Source organism: Herbaspirillum seropedicae (genome assembly GCF_001040945.1).
Taxonomy (GTDB): domain Bacteria; phylum Pseudomonadota; class Gammaproteobacteria; order Burkholderiales; family Burkholderiaceae_D; genus Herbaspirillum; species Herbaspirillum seropedicae.
The window spans coordinates 4,086,812-4,105,123 of the sequence record NZ_CP011930.1; the positions used below are offsets into that span (position 1 = coordinate 4,086,812).

Genomic DNA, 18,312 nt, shown 5'->3' on the forward strand with positions numbered 1-18,312 from the left:
ACATGAGCACGCAAGCCACCCTGATCCCCGCCGACCTGCTGAAGAAATCGGACAAGATCCTGTTCATCGCCCACCTCGCCCTTGGCGACTTCACCTACCTGCAGAATTTCTTCAAGGCCTTCGCCGCGCAGCATCCTCACCTCAAGGTCCACCTGTGGGTCGATGAAGTACGCCGCACCGCCGACAGCAGCCAGTGGCCGCATCTGCAGAAGTACGCGCTCTACGACTGGACGGCGGCCTGCCCCTTCTTTGCCAAGGTCTATACCCGCACCTACAGCCCGGCGCTGTACCGCGACAGCATCGAAGAAGCGCGCGCCGAGCACTACCCCATCGTGGTTTCGCTGGCCACGCTGCGCCCGCACCTCTACGCCGGCCTGGCCCGCGAGATCAGCCCCGAGGGCTGGGTGGTGGGCATGAAGAAGAAGGTCTCGCTGCTGCAACCGCATCACCTGCTGGCCTACCGCAAGCTCGATGCGGTCATGCCGCCTTACCGCAGCAGTCAGCCTGAGCACCACATCAGCGACGTCTATGCACACTGGTTCCGGCAACTGAGCGGGCTGGAAGTCACCGGCCAGGCGCGCTTCCCCTTCGTGGACATCCCGCCGCAATGGCGCCAGTACGCGCAAGACCAGCTGGCGGCCTGGCAGTTCGCGCCGCGCACCGGCAAGCTGGTCTTCATCAACCCCTATGCCAAGACCAGGAAACGCTGCTGGCCGCTGGAGCATGTGGCCGACCTGATCCAGGCCATGCAGCAGCGCGAGGGTTGGCAGGATGCCCGCGTCATCGTCAACGCCGTGCCCCAGGAACTGGCCCACGCCCGTGAGGTGATCGGCCGCTATGGCCTGCAAGGCACTGAACTGTTCAGCGCCGAAGAAAACTTCTTCCAGCTGCCCGCCATGCTGGCTGCCTGCGACCTGATCATTTCGGTGGAAACGGCGGTGATGCACCTGGCCAATGCGGTCCATGTGCCGGTCATCGCGCTGATGCGCCAGAAGAATCCAGAGTGGGTGCCGGTCGATCGCGCCCACAGCACCGTCATCACCGCGCCGGGCCGCCGCGACTGGGTCAAGGCGGTCTCTGTCGAACAAGTCATGAAAGCCATCTGATGAACGTCCCCACCCAAGAAGAAATCAAGGCGCACCCCGGCAACGGCAAGCCCTCCTTCCATATCGCGTTCTGCGTCGATAACAATTATTTCCGCGCCATGGGCGGCACCATCGCCTCCATCGTGGCCAACAATCCGGACCAGCACTTCACCTTCCATGTCCTGGCCTTCGAGGTGTCGGAAGACCACCAGCGGCGTCTGAAGCAACTGGAAGCCATGTATCGCGTCAAGACCGAGCTGCACCTGCTGGACCTGAACGATTTCACCCAGTTCTCGCACTTCCTGGGGCATTCCCATTATTCGCTGTCGATCTTCACGCGCCTGGTGATCCCCACGGTGCTGGCCGAGGTCACCGACCGCGTGCTCTACCTGGACGCCGACATCCTGTGCTTCAACCGCCTCGATGCGCTGGTGGACATGGACATCTCACAGGACATCGCGGTGGTGGTGCCGGACGCGCCAGTGACGCTGCAACGCCGTGTGGCTGCGCTGGAGCTGGCGCACAAGGAGTATTTCAACGGTGGCGTCATCTTCATCAACATCCCCAAGTGGCTGGCCGAGGACATCACGCCCAAGACGCTCGACGCCCTGCTCAACAGCAAGACCGACATGCGCTTCAATGACCAGGACGCGCTCAATATCGTCCTCAATGGCCGCGCCCGCTATGTCTCGCCGAAGTGGAACTACCTGTACGACCTGATCCACGACCTGAACGTCAACAAGTTCGCCCTCAAGCCGGTGGGCAAGGCCATCTTCGTGCACTTCGCTGGCGCCGTGAAACCGTGGGCGGCGTGGAGCCGGCATGAGGCCTGCACGCTGTTCCGTCGCTATCTGGACATCTCGCCCTGGGCGGACATGGCGCTGGACCAGGAGCCGCGCAATACCAAGGAATTGCGCATGCATTCGCGCTTCATGTATCGCCAGGGGCGTCCGCTGGAAAGCCTGAAGTGGTATCTGCGCTATCTCGGCAAGCGCGCCGCCAAGTAAGAAAGCCGTACCTGCACCATGACCTCGTCCGCATCCATGCTCCAGAATCCAGCGCATTCCACGACCGCCGCCGATGCGGCCTGGCATATCGCCTTCTGCGTCGATAACCATTACTTCCGGGCGATGGGGGCCATGCTGGCCTCGATGGTGGCCAATAACCCGGGCCGTCGCTTCGTGTTCCACGTCTTCGCCTTCGCCATTTCGGACGACAATGCGCGCCGCATGCGCAGCATCGAAGAGAACCCCAACATCAAGGTAGTGCCGCATCTGGTGGCGCAAGAGACCTTCGCCGAGTTCGGGGAGATGATCGCCAAGTCCTATTATTCGCTGTCGACCTTCACGCGCCTGATCGTGCCAGCCACGCTCAAGGACCAGACCGACCGCGTGCTCTACGTGGACGCCGACATGCTCTGCGTGGGCAGCCTGGAAGAACTGATGGGTATGGATCTGGACGGCACCAATGCACTGGTGGTCGATGATGTGGGCTGGGAAGCGCCGACCGGTCGCGATGGCCGCTATTCGGTGCTGGGACTGAAGCATCCGCGCTACTTCAACGCCGGCATGCTCTACATCAATATCCCCGAATGGGAAAAGAACAAGGTCAGCGAAGCCGCCATCCGGGCGCTGGTCTCCAACCCCGACAAACTGACCTTCAATGACCAGGACGCGCTCAACATCGTCCTGGACGGGCAGGCGCGCTATATCCCGGTGAAGTGGAACTACATCTACAGCATGATCGCCGACCTCAAGCAAGGCCGGCAAACCATGAGCCCGGTGGGTGATGCGCGCATCATCCACTTTGCCGGCCTGGTCAAGCCGTGGATAGACTGGAGCGGCCATGCGGCGCGCGAACTCTATCTGCGCTACCACACCTTGTCAGCCTGGTCCGACCTGCCCCTGGACGCGGCGCCGCTGAACCACAAGGAAATGCGCGTCTATGCGCGCTTCCTGATCAAGCGCGGCGACTATGCCTGCGGCCTGTACTGGAACGCCCGCTTCCTGCTGACGGCGCTGCGCAGGAAGCTGCGCCGCTGATCAACTGCGCGACTCTTCCCCGCGCAGCATGCCCCACAGGATGACCATGGTGAAGCCCAGGGTCATCACTCCCGAGTTATGGGCCAGGAACACCTGGGAAAAACCGAAACCGATGTAGTTGACGATGAGCAGGACGCCACCCAGGGCATAGGGCTTGGCTTGCTCAGGCGCAGACTTCAGGCGCGCGATGAACAGCCTCAACGGCACGAAATACAGGGCCAGCAGGACCAGCAGACCAGGGACGCCGCGCTTGACCAGGGCGTCCAGCCATTCGTTGTAGACGTGGTTGTTGCCAGACATGAGGGCGTTGATCTTGCCGGCTTCGATCTGGCCGGTCTCCCACTGCACGAAACCCGCCTTGCCCATCCCCAGCACTGGCGCTTCAGCCACCGCCATGGCGCCAGCGCGCCACATTTCCATGCGCGTGCCGATGGAGCTGTCGGCATCCTTCTTCTGCATGTAGGTCGAGGCTTCGGAAAAGGCCAGCGATATCCGCGCGCGGAAGTCCGTGCTCGGCATGACGGTAAAGACGATGGCGATGGCCGCCACCAGCGCGGCCAGGCTGCCCCAGACATAACGCGCGGGAATGGAGCGGCTGTAGTACACGCAAAGGATGAGCAAGCAGATCGGCAAGGCCACCCAGCTGCCGCGGCTGCCAGTGAAGAGGGAACCCATCAGGCCCATGACGCCGCCCACGATCAACAGCGCCACCCACGCCCGCGCGGCCCGTTGTTGCATCGCCCAGGTGATGCCGGTCAGGCACAGGATGCCGATGATGAAGCTGATGTCGCCGTACTGGATGGCGTTGGTGTAGCCCGTGGCGCGCACGTTGTGGGCAAAATACTGCCAGCCTGCGAACACGCCCGCGCCGATGCCGCCCAGGATCAGGCCCGACCAGAAGGCCGCTGGTGCGGGCGGATAGGCGCGCAGCAGCAGCAAGGCGGCTGCCGCCAGGAAGAAGCGCAGCGGCAGGTCATATTCCTTGCCGCTCTCGTGGTGCAGCAGCAGCATGGCAACGGTGACGGCGAAGTAGGCCAGCAGCACGGCGAGGATCAGCCTGTCCTCACGATTCAGGGTGGTGCGCACCGACTTGTTGACCAAGGTGAGGCTACCCAACGCCAGCAGCACCGAACCGACCGAAAAACCACTGGGAACAATCAGGGAAATGGCCGAAAAGAGAAAAACCGAGAACGAAGTGAAGCTGCCCATCTAAGTAACATCCTGTTTTAGTTTGAATTGACGAGGGTCAAGCTCCCTCGCTGGTTCCGATCAGCTGCCATGAGCTGCCATCCTCTGCGCACGCTGGACCTCGGGACCCTCCCCCGGTCTCTTGTCGTAAGGTCCTGCGCCGCAGTTCTTGAACTTCAAGGCCGAATCAATACTCGACCACCACCGCTTCCTTGCCAAACGAAGCCACCAACGTCGACTGCAGGCTATCGCTGGGATTGATCCGCCAGGCGTCGCCCAGCACCACCTCGCAGGCCGCATCGGCCTGCTGGTAGCGCATCACGAAGGGCAGCCCCTGCTCCTGCCGATGTGCGGACAAGGTGTCGCGCAGGTGGTTGGGGTCGATCGCCTTGTTGATCGACACCACCATGCGCACACCGTACTGGATGCGCGCCGCGCCCAGGTCCATCACCTTGTCGGCAGCCACCCGCAATCCGCCATTGAAGCGGTCTTCCGAGACCTTGCCCGATACCACCAGCAATTCATCTTCCTTGATGAGGTGCTTGAAGGGTTCGAACAATTCGTTGTAGATCGTGGCCTCGATCACGCCCGTGCCATCGTCGAGCGTGCAGATCACCAGCTTGCCGCGCTGGGTCATCTGCACCCGCACGCCGGTGATGATGCCGGCCAGGCTGCGCGGCTCCCAGGAGGGTTCCAGGCTGGCGATCTTGGTGCGCACGAAGCGGCGCACTTCCTTTTCGTAAGCCGAGAACAGGTGGCCGGACAGATAGAAGCCCAGCGCGCCCTTCTCTTCGGTCAGGCGTTGCTTGTCGCTCCAGGGCGGCACCTGCACGTATTCCAGCGGCGCTTCCAGATCGCTGTCATCGCCGCCGAAGAGACTGACCTGATTGGCCGATTTCTCGGCCTGCTCGGCGCTTTCCCAGGCCAGGTTGACCGAGGCCTGCAGGACGGCGCGGTCGACCTTGAAGCAGTCGAAGGCGCCGGCCCGGATCAGCGAATCGATGGTGCGGCGGTTGATCTGCTTCTTGTCCACCCGCTTGGCGAAATCGAACAGGTCCTTGAAGGGACCGCTCTTGCGCGCTTCCAGGATGGCTTCGATGGCGTTCTGCCCGGCGCCCTTGACGGCCCCCAGGCCATAGCGGATCTGGGTGGCCTTCTTGCCCGGCTCGCCCACCGGCATGAAGCGGTAGTCGGACTTGTTGATGTCCGGCGGCAGGATGGCCAGCTTGCAGATATCGATCGCGTCTTCGATCAGGATCTTGACCTTGTCGGTATCTTCCATGGCCAGCGACAAGTTGGCGGCCATGAACGCGGCAGGGTGATGGGCCTTCAGGTAGGCGGTGTAATAGGACAGCAGCGCATAGGCGGCCGCGTGCGACTTGTTGAAGCCGTAGCCGGCGAACTTTTCCATCAAGTCGAAGATTTCATCGGCCTTGGCCTGGTCCAGCCCGTTCTTGGCCGCGCCTTCGCGGAACAGTTCACGGTGCTTGGCCATTTCCTCGGCCTTCTTCTTGCCCATCGCCCGGCGCAGCAAGTCGGCGCCGCCCAGCGAATAGCCGCCGATGACCTGCGCCATCTGCATCACCTGCTCCTGATAGACCATGATGCCGTAGGTCTCGGAGAGGATGCCCTCGGTGCGCGGGTCAGGATAGTCGAAGGCTTCGCCGTGCTTGCGCTTGCAGAAGTCGGGGATCAGGTCCATCGGACCCGGACGGTACAGCGCCACCAGCGCGATGATGTCCTCGAAGCGGTCAGGACGCGCATCCTTCAACATGCCTTGCATGCCGCGGCTTTCCAGCTGGAACACGGCGACCGTCTTGGCCTTGGTCAGCAGTTCGTAGGAGGGCCGGTCGTCCAGCGGCAGCTTGGCCAGATCGAAATCGGCCATGGCTGGATCGAGCATGCGGATGTAGCGCACCGCCCGGTCGAGGATGGTCAGCGTGGTCAGGCCCAAGAAGTCGAACTTCACCAGGCCGACCGCTTCCACGTCGTCCTTGTCGTATTGCGAGACCACGCCGGAGTCGCCACCCTGGGTATAGAGCGGGCAGAAATCGGTCAGCTTGCCGGGCGCGATCAGCACGCCACCGGCGTGCATGCCGATGTTACGGGCAATGCCTTCGACCTGCTGGGCCAGGCCCATCAGCTGCTTGACCTCTTCCTCGTTCTCCAGCCGTTCCTTCAAGAGCGGCTCTTCCTCGATGGCGTCGGCCAGGGTGACCAGCTTGCCCGGCTTGAAGGGGATCAGCTTGGAGATGCCATCGCAGAAGTTGTAGCCCAGGTCGAGCACGCGGCCCACGTCGCGCACCGCACCCTTGGCGGCCATAGTGCCGAAGGTGGCGATCTGCGAGACCGCCTCCTTGCCGTAACGATCCTTCACATACTGGATCACGCGGTCGCGGCCTTCCTGGCAGAAGTCGATGTCGAAGTCGGGCATCGAGACGCGTTCGGGGTTCAGGAAACGTTCGAACAGCAGGTTGTAGCGCAGCGGGTCCAGGTCGGTGATCAGCAGGCAATAGGCCACCAGCGAGCCGGCGCCGGAACCGCGACCAGGGCCGACGGGCACGCCATTGTTCTTGGCCCACTGGATGAAGTCCGCCACGATCAGGAAGTAGCCCGGGAACTTCATCTTGATGATGGTGTTGTTCTCGAACTCCAGCCGCGCCTCATAGCGCGGACGCTGCTTCTCACGCTCGGCTTCGTTGGGGAACAGTTCCTTCAAGCGCACTTCCAGCCCGGCCTTGGTCTGGGCCACCAGGAAGTCGTCGATGGTCATGCCATCCGGGGTGGGGAAATCCGGCAGTTGCGGCTTGCCCAGTTGCAGCACGAGGTTGCAGCGCTTGGCGATTTCCACGGTGTTGGCCACGGCGCCCGGCAGGTCGGCGAACAGCTCGACCATCTCGGCCTGCGACTTGAAGTATTGCTGTTCGTTGAAACGCCTGACCCGGCGCGCATTGGCCATGATCTCGCCTTCGGCGATACAGGTGCGGGCTTCGTGGGCGATGAATTCTTCCGGGCTCTGGAACTGGATCGGGTGCGTGGCCACGCACGGCAGGCCCAGCTTGGCGCCCAGGGCGACGCTCTGGCGCACCTGCACTTCCATGTTGGCCTGGCCGGCGCGTTGCAGTTCCAGGTAGAAGGCGCCGGGGAAGATCTCGGCCCAGCGGCGCGCGCAGGCTTCGGCCTGGGCCAGGTTGCCGTTGTCGATGGCCTGGCCGATGTCGCCCATGGCGGCGCCGGACAGGGCGATCAAGCCATTGCCGCCCTCCTGGTGGCGCAGCGCGTCCAGCCATTCCATGCGCACTTCGGCGCGGCCCTTGTACTGGTTATTGAGCCAGGCTTGTGACAATACTTCGCACAGTTGCAGGTAACCGTGACGATTCTTGATCAGCACCAGCAGGCGGAAGGGCTTTTCGCGGTCGGCATCGTTGGTGATCCACAGGTCGCAGCCGGCGATGGGCTTGACGCCCTTGCCGCGCGCTTCCTTGTAGAAACGCACCATGCAGAACAGGTTGGCGAGGTCGGTCACCGCCAGGGCGGCTTGGCCATCCTTGGCAGCGGCCTTGACGATGTCGTCGATACGCACCAGGCCGTCCACGATGGAATACTCCGAGTGCATACGGAGGTGTACAAATTGCGGGGTAGTCATGGGGCGACATTTTACCGGACCTTGGCACGGCCGCCCCTGCCGCAAGCTCGGCTTTTGTCAGGAAATTGGACTTTGTTGTGAATGATTTACGCAAAATCGGCCACCGGATCGAGACGGGCTGCCTTGATCTGCATCAGAGAAGCGCCACAGCGCGGGGGCGCAGCCCGCCAAATAGCTGCGGACGCCCTGCCCGCCCGTATATAATGCTGACAATTCAAAGACTTAGAGCTGAGTAACGAACCATGCAGTCCCCCGATACACCCTACGTCAACATTGCCGCCTACAAATTCGTCAGTTTCGACGACACCGCTGAAAAGCGTCCGCAATTCCTGGCCTTTTGCCAACAGCACAACCTGCGCGGCACCGTGATCCTGAGCCCGGAAGGCATCAACCTCTTCCTGGCCGGCCTGCGCGCCGACATCGACGCCTTCCTGGCCTGGCTGCGCGCCGATGCGCGCTTTGCCGACCTGATCGTCAAGGAAAGCTATTCCGAGAAACAGCCCTTCACCCGCATGCTGGTCAAGCTCAAGGCCGAGATCATTACCATGAAGCATCCGCTGATCAAGCCGGAACTGGGCCGCGCGCCCTTCGTGGAGCCCAAGGACCTCAAGCGCTGGCTGGACCAGGGCCATGATGACGAGGGCCGTCCGGTGGTGATGGTGGATACCCGCAACGGCTTTGAAGTCGACGTCGGCACCTTCGACAACACGGTGGACTACCGCATCAGCAAGTTCACCGAATTCCCCAAGGTCATCGAAGACCACAAGGCCGATTTCGAAGGCAAGACCGTGGTGACCTTCTGCACCGGCGGCATCCGCTGCGAAAAGGCGGCCATTCATATGCAGAACATCGGCTATGACCATGTCTACCAGCTCGAAGGCGGCATCCTGAAGTACTTCGAAGACGTCGGCGGCGCCCACTACCAGGGCGATTGCTTCGTCTTCGACTACCGCACCGCGCTGAGCCCGGAACTGAAGGAAACCCAGACCGCGCAATGCTTCGCCTGCCGCGCCGTGGTCACTCCGCGCGAGCAGCTCTCGCCGGATTACGTCCCGGGCAAGTCCTGCCCCCATTGCGCCGGCAAGCAGCAGGCGGCGCAGGAAGCCAGTTCCGCCGCAGCCTGATCGCCACGCCGCCCAGGCCAGGAAAAAGCCGACCCTTGTGAGGTCGGCTTTTTTACATCTTCACTTCTTCGATATACCAAATGAAGATTACTTCTTGAACCGGGCCGCCGTTTCCACCACGCGCGCACCAAACAGCTTGGCCGTTTCCAGGTCACCCGGCAGTGGGCCCTCTTCCGGCGAGGAATCCGACGGGCTTTGCGCCATCAGGCCCGAGAAGGAACCGACGAAGTTGATGTCGTTGCGTTGCGCGGCCTTGCTGTTGGCAGGCATCAGGCCGGTGCCGACCCAGATCATGCTGTGCTGCATGCCCAGCGTGAACAGGTAGTGCAGGGTCGAGAGCTTGTCGCCGTTCATGGTGGCCGAGTTGGTGAAGGCGGCGCCGACCTTGTCCTTCCACTTCTGGCTGAACCAGGGCTTGGAGGAGGCGTCGGCGAATTTCTTGAACTGCCAGGACACGGTACCCATGTAGGTCGGCGAACCGAAGATGATGGCGTCGGCCGCATCCAGGCTGGCCCATTGTTCATCGGTGATGGTGCCTTCGGCGCTGATGGCGATCAGCTCGACATTGGCACCGGCAACGCCGGCAGCACCAGCCTGTACCGCTTCAGCCTGCTTCTTGGTGTGGCCGTAGCCGGAGTGATAGACGATGGCAACTTTGGTCATGACGAAATTCCTTCTCTAGAGAGTGAGGTAACACGGGAAAAACCGCCGGTGTGATCGGTACCGGCGGAGGGGGCTACTGCAAACTGCCTACGACATCCGGGCGCTGAAGTTCTCAGCGCGGCAGGTCGAACAACAACACTTCAGCCTTGTCGCCACCGCCGATCTCGATGCGGTCGACCGCACTGAGCTTGACGGCGTCGCCGGCTTCCAGGGCCTGGCCATTGACGCTGATCTTGCCGCGAGCCACATGCACATAGCCCAGGCGGCCTTGCGGCAGGGTGTACTCGGCGGTTTGGGCGCCGTCGAAGAGGCCCGCATACAGCTGGGCGTCCTGGTTCATGCTGACCGAACCGTCGCGGCCATCGGCCGAGGCGACCAGACGCAGCTTGCCGTCCTTGTCAGCCGCCGAGAAGTGCGCCTCCTGATAACCCGGTTCAGCGCCGGCGCGGTCAGGCATGATCCAGATCTGCAGGAAGTGCGTGGTGCCGTCCTGGGAGTGGTTGTACTCCGAGTGACGCACGCCCGTGCCTGCACTCATGCGTTGCACGTCACCGGGACGGATCACGCTGCCATTGCCCATGCTGTCCTTGTGGGCCAGTTCGCCTTCGAGCACATAGGAAATGATCTCCATGTCGCGGTGGCCGTGCGTACCGAAGCCCTGGCCGGCGGCCACGCGGTCTTCGTTGATCACGCGCAAGGGGCCGAAGCCCATGTGCCTGGGATCATAGTAGTCCGCGAATGAAAAGCTGTGATACGAATCCAGCCAACCGTGGTTGGCGTGGCCACGATCGTTCGCTTTGCGAATTTCCATCATGTCAACACCTCTTTCTTCAGTAAGGTACGCACCGGAATTGGTTTGTACAAAATGTTTGTCGATGGCGTCACTATAGTTGCTATCTTTTTCGCAGATAAGGTCTAAAATCCGTAGTGTTCATTCAAAAAATTTAAACAAGTGGAAGTCTCGTGAACCTGACCCTCGAATCCCTGCTGATCCTGGACATGATCGACCGCAAGGGCAGCTTTGCCGCGGCCGCGGTGGCGCTGGACCGCGTGCCCTCGGCGCTGACCTATAGCGTGCGCAAGCTGGAAGACGACCTCGACGTCTTGCTGTTCGACCGCCGTGGCCACCGCGCCCAGTTGACACCGGCGGGCCTGCAGTTGTTGCAGGAAGGGCGTCATCTGCTGCTGGCGGCCAATGACCTGGAGCAGCGCGTCAAGCGCACGGCGACCGGTCGCGAGACCGAATTGCACATCGTGCTCAACAGCCTGATTCCCTTCGACAAGATGCTGCCCATCATCGCCGCCTTCGATCGCGAACAGTCCGGCACACGGTTGCGCTTCACTCCCGGGGTGCTCACCGGCGCCTGGGAAAAGCTCATCGAGGGGCGCGCCAACCTGGTCATCGGCGTCACGCTGGACGGCCCCGAGGTGGTGCGCACCAGCGGCCGCTTCCAGATGCAGGAACTGGGGGCGGTGGACTGGGTGTTCGTGGTAGCCCCGCAGCATCCCCTGGCCGGGGTCGAAGAACCGCTTTCCGCCGAACTGGTCCGCAGCCATCGGGCCATTGCGGTGGGCGACAACAGCCAGTCGCTGCCCACCCTGACCATGGGCCTGCTGTCCGGCCAGGAGACGCTGACCGTAGCCACCGTGGCCGACAAGCTGCAAGCTCAGTTGGCCGGCCTGGGCTGCGGTCATCTGCCGCGTATCTGGGCCGAGCCCTACCTGGCCTCGGGCGCGCTGGTGGAAAAGCAGACGCTGGCGGCCAAGCCGAATGACAACTTCATGGTGGCCTGGCCCAAGGCTGAGCAGGGCAAATCCTTGAAATGGTTCATCCAGCACCTGGCGCAGCCGCATGTACGCCAGTCGCTGATCGGACCGGTACCGATGCGGGGGCCAGCGTGAGCTGCCACGCCTATGTCGGCCGCTTTGCGCCCTCGCCTTCCGGCCCGCTGCATGCCGGCTCGCTGGTGGCGGCCCTGGCCAGCTATCTGGACGCGCGCGTGCATGCTGGCCGCTGGCTGCTGCGTATCGAAGACATCGACGAAACCCGCACCGTGCAAGGCGCTGCACAGGACATCATCGCCACCCTGGCAGCGCTGGACATGCGTTCCGACGGCCCGGTGCTGGTGCAGAGCCAGCGCAAGGCGCGCTACCAGCTGGCGCGCGATCGGCTGGGCGCACTGGCCTACCCCTGTGGTTGCAGCCGCAAGGAAATTGCCGATTCACGGGTGGGTACCGCCAGCGACGGCGCAGCCCTCTATCCTGGCACCTGCCGCCATGGCCTGGCGCCAGGAAAGCAGGCGCGCACGCTGCGCCTGCGCGTGCCCGACCCGGGCCAGGCAGGTGAACTGGTGCAATTCGAGGATCGCTGGCTGGGTCCGCAGGCGCAGCACCTGGCCGCCGAGGTGGGCGACTTCGTGCTGCAGCGGGCCGACGGTTTCTGGGCCTATCAACTGGCCGTGGTGGTGGATGACGCCGAGCAGGGCGTGACCGACATCGTGCGAGGAGCAGACCTGCTGGATTCGACAGCACGACAGATCTACCTGCAAGGCCTGCTGGGCTATCCGACGCCGCGGTATCTGCACGTGCCGTTGCTGATGAATGAAACCGGAGAGAAGTTTTCCAAGCAGAACGGCGCGCAGGCGCTGGACCTGAACCAGCCGCTGCAAGCACTGCAGCAGGCGGCCGCCTTCCTGGGACTGGACACGGGCGCCGCCCGTGACAGGGAGGGATTCTGGGCCCTCGCGCTCACCGGCTGGCAAGCGCGTTTCGGCCCCCGTTGAAGAGCAAGATCAGCGCTTGGGCATGCCGCCCAGCAGCGCCGCCACCTTGGCCTTGGGACGATTGTTCTTGGCCAGTTCCGGCTTGGTGGAGACGGTCTCGACGGCGCTCGGTTCGTAGGGCTTGAGGAACCACGGATCGACTTTCTCGCGGCGCATCGGCGCAGCGCCTCCTTCGCGGCTGCTGCGGCTGCGCTCGCCACGATCACTACGGTCGCCGCGATCGCTACGCTCACCCCGCTCGCTTCGTTCGCCACGCTCGGCACGATCACTGCGTTCATGACGCGCGCGCGGGGCAAACCCGGTCAGCTCGGCGCGTTCGAACTTCTTCTTGATCAGCTTCTCGATATCGGTCAGCAGGCGGTCGTCCTTGTCGCAGAACAGGGAGATCGCATCGCCCGATGCGCCGGCACGGCCGGTGCGGCCGATACGGTGGACATAGTCTTCGGCGTTATAGGGCAGATCGTAGTTGATCACACAGGGCAGCTCGGCGATGTCCAGCCCGCGCGCGGCCACGTCGGTGGCCACCAGCACTTCGATCTGGCCCTGCTTGAAGGCTTCCAGCGCGGCCATGCGCTCGGACTGGGTCTTGTCACCGTGAATGGCCGAGGCCTTCACACCTTCGGCCACCAGGGTGCGCGCCAGGCGGGAAGCGCCGATCTTGGTATTGGAGAAGACGATCACCTGCTTCAGTTCGCGCTGGCGGATGATGAAGCTGACCGCATCGGCCTTGGCCGCTTCCTCGACCTTGTAGATGGTCTGGGTCACGTTTTCGGCCGTGGCATTGCTGCGCGCCACTTCGATGGTGACCGGGTTGTTCTGGAAGCTGGCGGCCAGCTTCTTGATTTCCGGCGAGAAGGTGGCCGAGAACAGCAGGTTCTGGCGCTGCTTGGGCAAGAGGTTGATGATGCGCTGCAGGTCCGGCAGGAAGCCCATGTCCAGCATGCGGTCGGCTTCGTCCATCACCAGGATCTGGGTCTGCGACAGGTTCACTGTCTTTTGCTGCACGTGGTCCAGCAGGCGGCCCGGCGTGGCGATGACGATCTCTACGCCGGCGCGCAGGATCGCGGTCTGCGGGGCCATGTCCACGCCGCCGAAGACCACCGTGGAACGCAGCGGGGTGAAGCGGCAGTAGGCAGCCACGTTGTCGGCGACCTGGTCGGCCAGTTCGCGGGTGGGTGTCAGGATCAGGGCGCGCACCGGATGGCGGGCGGGCGAGGCGCTATGGCTGGCGTGCTGCAGCAGGCGCTGGATGATGGGCAGCGAGAAGCCGGCGGTCTTGCCGGTACCGGTCTGGGCGGCGCCCATCACGTCCCGGCCTTGCAGCACCACAGGAATGGCCTGGGCCTGGATCGGGGTCGGGTGGACGTAGCCTTGTTCGGCCAGGGCCTTCAGGATGTCGGGCGAAAGGCCGAAATCTTCAAAGCGGACGGCGGGTGCAGCCGGTGCTGCGGACGCGGACGTGGTGTCGGACATGGTGTATTGCGAACGGTGCGACAGCGCCGCGGCAGCCGCCCTGGCGGCTCCGGTGCATGGGGTGCATGCGCACGGGTTCTGATTGCTTTCTGTGTTGATGTGTTACGGGCGAACCGGCCAAACCTGCACGGCCGGGCGCTTCGAATGATGCAAAGATGCTGACCGGGCCAGCTGCTGCCAATTGCCCGGAACTGCGTATTATACGCCGCATCTCCTTGCACTTCATGACAGTTTGGTGTCCGGGCCCGGCCAGCCGTGGCAAAACGTCTGCAAAGGGCGCTGCCACGGGGCTCGTGCTGTGATCAGCCAATGGTGATATTGATGTCCGGCAAGCCGTCAACATGGCCTTGCAGCTTGTCGCCCTTGACGACAGCCCCCACGCCTTCAGGCGTCCCAGTGAAGATCAGGTCGCCCGGGAACAGCTCGACCAGGCCCGACAGATAGGAGATGGTCTCGGCCACGCTCCAGATCAGGTCCGCCAGGTCGCCCTGCTGGCGCACTTCGCCATTGACCTTGAGCCAGACGGCGCCCTGGTCGGGGTGGCCAGCCTGCGCCACCGGCACGATGGGCGCGCAGGGGGCGGACTGGTCGAAACCCTTGGCCATGTCCCAGGGGCGGCCCAGCTTCTTGGCCTGGCTCTGGATGTCGCGGCGGGTCATGTCCAGGCCCACGGCGTAGCCGAACACCAGTTCCAGCGCCTGTTCCACCGGGATATTGCGCCCCCCCTTGGCCAGCGCCACCACCAGTTCGATCTCATGGTGATAGTCGGAAGTGGCGACCGGATACGGCACCACGGAGTCGGTGGGCACGACGGCGTCAGCCGGCTTCATGAAGAAGAACGGCGGCTCGCGGTCCGGATCGTGGCCCATTTCACGGGCGTGGGCGGCGTAATTGCGCCCTACGCAATAGATGCGGCGAACCGGGAAAGCTGCACCGCCGACCACGGCAACCGTGGCCTGGGCGGGGGCGGGAATGGCAAAGCTCATCAGGAAGACTCCGTCGTGGCGAAAATGTTTGTTGTTGGTACCGGCACAGATCGTCAGACAACGATGAACACCAAGTTGTCTGACATCGTCGTAGTGTAAAAGAAAAGTCACCGTCCCGCTTGCGGGCCGGCGCACGCGCCTCGAGCGCAGATATAGGTGGCAATTCGGCCTGTAATCCACTGGCTAAAAACGGGCGAATTTGGGACACTGGCAAGAACTCATTGCATCGACAGGCATGAGATGCGTTTCAGCTTCATGCCGGCCCTGCCGCCTACCCGCCTTCTTACCCAGAACAGAACAACACCATGCGTCAGCAAGCCAACGCTAACCAGATCCTGCTGCAAAAAGCCCTCGCCCTGCATCAAAAAGGCCAACTGGCCCCGGCCGAAGAACTCTACAAGAAGGTGCTGGTGAAGCTGCCCCGGCACTTCGAAGCCAACTACCTGTATGGCATGCTCAAGCTGCACCAGGAAGACTGGGAAACCGCCGAAGCCCAGCTGGCCAAGGCCATTGAACTCAATCCCGATCACCTGGACACCTATTTCGACCATGCCGGCGCGCTGGCCCACCTGGGCCGCGACGACGAGGCGGTGGCCCGTTACGACCTCGTCCTGACCGTCAACGCCGACTTCGTCGAGGCCTTGCTCGCGCGCGGCGCCGCGCTGCGCCGCCTGGGCCGCAACCGCGAGGCGCTGGCCGATCTGGAACGCGCCACCGCGCTGGCGCCCGACAATGCCGACGCCTGGTTCCAGCGCGGCAACGTGCTGCACGACAGCTACGCCTACGGCGACGCCCGCGAAAGCTACGAACGCGCTGTCGCGCTGCGCCCCGACTTCATCGAGGCCTGGTTCAACCTCGGCAATACCTGCAAGGACGGCAACCAGCTCGACCAGGCCCTGCGCGCCTATGACCGCGCCCTGGAAGTACAGCCGGACTTCTTCGAGGCGATTTCCAACCGTGGCTACGTGCTCTTCAAGATGCAACGCCCGGCGGAAGCCCTGCAGGCCTACGATCGCGCCCTGGCGCTGGACGAGCGCGCGCCGGACCTGTGGTTCAACCGCGGCTCGACGCTGGAACAGCTGTACCGCTTCGAGGAAGCCAGCGAAAGCTACCGCCGCGCCAAGGCCCTCAAGCCCGATGCCGGCTCGGCGACCTGGAACGAGGCCCTGATGCAACTGCGCCAGGGGGACTTCGTCAATGGCTGGAAGGGTTTCGAGACACGCTGGGCGACCGAGCAGATGCGCGGCCAGCAGCGTCAGTTCATGCAACCGTTGTGGCTGGGCGAACAGCCGCTGGAAGGCAAGACCATCCTGCTGCACGCCGAACAAGGCTTTGGCGACACTCTGCAGTTCGTGCGCTACGCGCCGCTGCTGGCGGCCCGCGGAGCGCGCGTGATCCTCGAAGTGCAGCCAGCGCTCACGCGCCAGTTGGCCGGACTGCCGGGTGTGACCCAGGTCATCGGCACCGATCATTTCATGCGTCCGCCCTTCGACTTCCACTGCCCGCTGATGAGCTTGCCGCTGGCCTGCAAGACCTTCAGCGAAGCCGACATTCCGCGTGCGCCCTACCTGCTGCCGGAGGCCTCCAGCTGGGCCGCCTGGCACCAGCGCCTGCCGCGCAACCGCGCCCTGCGCGTCGGCCTGGTGTGGGCAGGCAGTTCGGCCCAGACCCATCCTGATGCGGTGCGCATCGATGGCGAGCGCTCGCTGCCTTTCGCCACGCTGGCGCCATTGGTAGAGCTGGCGCGCGAGCATGCCGCACTGGAGTTCTATTCCCTGCAGGTCGGCCAGGACGCCGTAGCGCAACTGCATGCCCATCCGCTGGCAAGCCTGGTGCGGGACTGCTCGCCCGAACTGCACGACTTTGCCGAAACCGGCGCGCTGCTGGCCAATCTGGACCTGCTCATCACGGTCGATACCTCGGTCTGCCACCTGGCCGGGGCGCTGGGCCGCCCGGTCTGGCTGCTCAATCGCCACAACGGCTGCTGGCGCTGGCAGGTGGAGCGCGAGGACAGCCCCTGGTACGGCGGCATGACCATCTTCGGCCAGCGCACCGCCGGACAATGGGACGAGGTCATCGCGCGCGTTCGGGCAGCCTTGCAGCAGCAGCTGGCGTGATGCGGCCCGGCGCTGGAACCTGAAGCGCCGCCTCCCCTCATAACCTGAAGGGAGGTTCATCTCCTCACCGACCACACTGGCGATCACGATGGCCGGGCGCACCGCTGCGCCAGCCCCAAGAACACAAGGATAACAACATGCAACACGTTCCCACCTCCCCTGCCGGACTGCACGCTGACGGTCCGCGCCTGCTGGCCGACATCGGCGGCACCAATGCCCGCTTTGCACTGGAAACCGGCCCCGGCCGCATCGAGCAGGTACAGATCCTGCGCGGCGCTGACTATGGCGAATTCACCGATGCGGTCCAGGCCTACCTCAAGCTGGCAGGCCACCCGCCGGTGCGCCATGCGGTGGTGGCCATCGCCAACCCGGTGCAGGGCGACCAGATCAAGATGACCAACCACGATTGGGCCTTCTCCATCGAAGCGGCGCGCCAATTGCTGGGATTCGAATTGCTGCTGGTGGTCAATGATTTCACGGCCCTGTCGATGGCCGTGCCGCAACTGCGCGCCGATGAGCTGCAACAGGTCGGCGGCGGCGCACCCAAGCCGGGAGCACCGATCGGGCTGGTGGGCGCCGGCACCGGACTGGGCGTGGGCGGACTGCTGCATGCCGACGGTCACTGGCTGCCGCTGGCCAGCGAGGGTGGCCATGCGGCCTTTGCCCCGGCGGATCCGCGTGAGGCCGCCGTGCTGGCCTATGCCTGGCAATTCCATGAGCATGTGTCGGCCGAACGGCTGGTCTCGGGTCCGGGACTGGAGCTGATCCATCGCGCCTTGCTGGCCATCGATGGCCATCCCGCTGCCGAGCTGAGCGCAGCGCAGATCGTGGAAGGCGCACGCCAGCATGGCGATGCGCTTTGCCAGGAAACGCTGGCGCTGTTCTGCAGCATGCTCGGCACCGTGGCGGCCGACCTGGCGCTCACGCTGGGCGCGCTGGGCGGCATCTACATCGGCGGCGGCGTAGTGCCGCACCTGGGCGACTACTTCGCCCGTTCGCCCTTCCGGGCGCGCTTCGAGAACAAGGGACGCATGTCCGTGCTCACCAAGGCCATTCCCACCTATGTGATCACGGCGGAGTATCCGGCCTTCACCGGGGTCTCGGCCATCCTGGCGGACCGCCTGGCGACACAGCAGTAAGCCTGGCCGCTTCAATGCAAGGCCGATGTGCTGCCATGCGCGTCGGCCGGTCTGGCGGAGCAATCG

At 63.7% G+C, this 18,312-nt stretch carries 14 protein-coding genes; 8 read left to right on the plus strand and 6 right to left on the minus strand.

Annotation, left to right across the window (positions count from 1 at the left end; all coding sequences use genetic code 11):
* Window positions 1–2 precede the first annotated feature (2 nt).
* Genes ACP92_RS17755 through ACP92_RS17765 form a run of 3 tightly spaced genes read left to right on the plus strand, consistent with a single transcriptional unit; the run spans window position 3 to window position 3,127 of the window.
* Window positions 3–1,106: a glycosyltransferase family 9 protein gene (locus ACP92_RS17755; protein WP_013235509.1), complete on the plus strand. Its 1,104-nt coding sequence runs from the start codon at window positions 3–5 to the stop codon at window positions 1,104–1,106.
* Window positions 1,106–2,092: a glycosyltransferase family 8 protein gene (locus tag ACP92_RS17760; protein ID WP_013235510.1), complete on the plus strand. Its 987-nt coding sequence runs from the start codon at window positions 1,106–1,108 to the stop codon at window positions 2,090–2,092. The genes ACP92_RS17755 and ACP92_RS17760 overlap by 1 nt, the downstream gene beginning before the upstream one ends.
* Window positions 2,093–2,128: 36 nt before the next feature.
* Window positions 2,129–3,127: a glycosyltransferase family 8 protein gene (locus tag ACP92_RS17765; protein ID WP_041311122.1), complete on the plus strand. Its 999-nt coding sequence runs from the start codon at window positions 2,129–2,131 to the stop codon at window positions 3,125–3,127.
* On the opposite strand, the gene ACP92_RS17770 is transcribed toward ACP92_RS17765, so the two are convergent.
* Both ACP92_RS17770 and dnaE read right to left on the minus strand, forming a co-directional pair.
* Window positions 3,128–4,336: an O-antigen ligase family protein gene (locus ACP92_RS17770; protein ID WP_013235512.1), complete on the minus strand. Its 1,209-nt coding sequence runs from the start codon at window positions 4,334–4,336 to the stop codon at window positions 3,128–3,130. It abuts the gene before it with no gap.
* A gap of 166 nt (window positions 4,337–4,502) precedes the next feature.
* Entirely contained in the window at window positions 4,503–7,961 is a 3,459-nt protein-coding gene (dnaE, locus tag ACP92_RS17775) for a DNA polymerase III subunit alpha (protein WP_013235513.1), read from the minus strand.
* 242 nt (window positions 7,962–8,203) lie between these two features.
* Between dnaE and ACP92_RS17780 the strand changes: the two genes are divergently transcribed.
* The gene (locus ACP92_RS17780; protein WP_013235514.1) at window positions 8,204–9,085 is read left to right on the plus strand and encodes a sulfurtransferase; all 882 of its coding nucleotides are present in this window, start codon (window positions 8,204–8,206) and stop codon (window positions 9,083–9,085) included.
* A gap of 87 nt (window positions 9,086–9,172) precedes the next feature.
* On the opposite strand, the gene ACP92_RS17785 is transcribed toward ACP92_RS17780, so the two are convergent.
* Both ACP92_RS17785 and ACP92_RS17790 read right to left on the minus strand, forming a co-directional pair.
* Window positions 9,173–9,748: a flavodoxin family protein gene (locus ACP92_RS17785; protein ID WP_048348610.1), complete on the minus strand. Its 576-nt coding sequence runs from the start codon at window positions 9,746–9,748 to the stop codon at window positions 9,173–9,175.
* A 112-nt stretch (window positions 9,749–9,860) separates the two neighbouring features.
* Window positions 9,861–10,562, minus strand: a complete 702-nt coding sequence (locus ACP92_RS17790; protein WP_013235516.1) for a pirin family protein — start codon at window positions 10,560–10,562, stop codon at window positions 9,861–9,863.
* Between the two features lie 149 nt (window positions 10,563–10,711).
* Between ACP92_RS17790 and ACP92_RS17795 the strand changes: the two genes are divergently transcribed.
* Window positions 10,712–11,650, plus strand: coding sequence for a LysR family transcriptional regulator (locus ACP92_RS17795; protein WP_013235517.1), 939 nt, complete (start codon window positions 10,712–10,714; stop codon window positions 11,648–11,650).
* On the plus strand, window positions 11,647–12,531 hold the full coding sequence (gene gluQRS, locus ACP92_RS17800; protein WP_013235518.1) for a tRNA glutamyl-Q(34) synthetase GluQRS: 885 nt from the start codon (window positions 11,647–11,649) through the stop codon (window positions 12,529–12,531). The genes ACP92_RS17795 and gluQRS overlap by 4 nt, the downstream gene beginning before the upstream one ends.
* Window positions 12,532–12,540: 9 nt before the next feature.
* Here gluQRS and ACP92_RS17805 read toward each other — a convergent pair whose 3' ends face one another.
* A complete protein-coding gene (locus ACP92_RS17805; protein WP_013235519.1) occupies window positions 12,541–14,004 on the minus strand; it encodes a DEAD/DEAH box helicase in 1,464 nt (487 codons plus the stop codon).
* 302 nt (window positions 14,005–14,306) lie between these two features.
* On the minus strand, window positions 14,307–14,990 hold the full coding sequence (locus ACP92_RS17810) for a fumarylacetoacetate hydrolase family protein (RefSeq protein ID WP_013235520.1): 684 nt from the start codon (window positions 14,988–14,990) through the stop codon (window positions 14,307–14,309).
* A gap of 305 nt (window positions 14,991–15,295) precedes the next feature.
* On the opposite strand from ACP92_RS17810, the gene ACP92_RS17815 reads away from it, so the two are divergent.
* Together ACP92_RS17815 and ACP92_RS17820 are read left to right on the plus strand one after the other, a co-directional pair.
* On the plus strand, window positions 15,296–17,107 hold the full coding sequence (locus ACP92_RS17815; protein WP_013235521.1) for a tetratricopeptide repeat protein: 1,812 nt from the start codon (window positions 15,296–15,298) through the stop codon (window positions 17,105–17,107).
* Between the two features lie 137 nt (window positions 17,108–17,244).
* On the plus strand, window positions 17,245–18,246 hold the full coding sequence (locus tag ACP92_RS17820) for a glucokinase (protein ID WP_048348611.1): 1,002 nt from the start codon (window positions 17,245–17,247) through the stop codon (window positions 18,244–18,246).
* The last annotated feature ends 66 nt before the right edge of the window (window positions 18,247–18,312 follow it).

What these genes read in the sequence shown, in the direction of transcription:
- ACP92_RS17820 (WP_048348611.1), top strand. Translation starts at nt 17,245, where the DNA reads ATGCAACACGTTCCCACCTCCCCTGCCGGACTGCACGCTGACGGTCCG.
- ACP92_RS17770 (WP_013235512.1), bottom strand. Translation starts at nt 4,336, where the DNA reads ATGGGCAGCTTCACTTCGTTCTCGGTTTTTCTCTTTTCGGCCATTTCC.
- ACP92_RS17755 (WP_013235509.1), top strand. Translation starts at nt 3, where the DNA reads ATGAGCACGCAAGCCACCCTGATCCCCGCCGACCTGCTGAAGAAATCG.
- dnaE (WP_013235513.1), bottom strand. Translation starts at nt 7,961, where the DNA reads ATGACTACCCCGCAATTTGTACACCTCCGTATGCACTCGGAGTATTCC.
- ACP92_RS17785 (WP_048348610.1), bottom strand. Translation starts at nt 9,748, where the DNA reads ATGACCAAAGTTGCCATCGTCTATCACTCCGGCTACGGCCACACCAAG.
- ACP92_RS17815 (WP_013235521.1), top strand. Translation starts at nt 15,296, where the DNA reads ATGCGTCAGCAAGCCAACGCTAACCAGATCCTGCTGCAAAAAGCCCTC.
- ACP92_RS17810 (WP_013235520.1), bottom strand. Translation starts at nt 14,990, where the DNA reads ATGAGCTTTGCCATTCCCGCCCCCGCCCAGGCCACGGTTGCCGTGGTC.
- ACP92_RS17765 (WP_041311122.1), top strand. Translation starts at nt 2,129, where the DNA reads ATGCTCCAGAATCCAGCGCATTCCACGACCGCCGCCGATGCGGCCTGG.
- ACP92_RS17780 (WP_013235514.1), top strand. Translation starts at nt 8,204, where the DNA reads ATGCAGTCCCCCGATACACCCTACGTCAACATTGCCGCCTACAAATTC.
- ACP92_RS17805 (WP_013235519.1), bottom strand. Translation starts at nt 14,004, where the DNA reads ATGTCCGACACCACGTCCGCGTCCGCAGCACCGGCTGCACCCGCCGTC.
- ACP92_RS17760 (WP_013235510.1), top strand. Translation starts at nt 1,106, where the DNA reads ATGAACGTCCCCACCCAAGAAGAAATCAAGGCGCACCCCGGCAACGGC.
- ACP92_RS17790 (WP_013235516.1), bottom strand. Translation starts at nt 10,562, where the DNA reads ATGATGGAAATTCGCAAAGCGAACGATCGTGGCCACGCCAACCACGGT.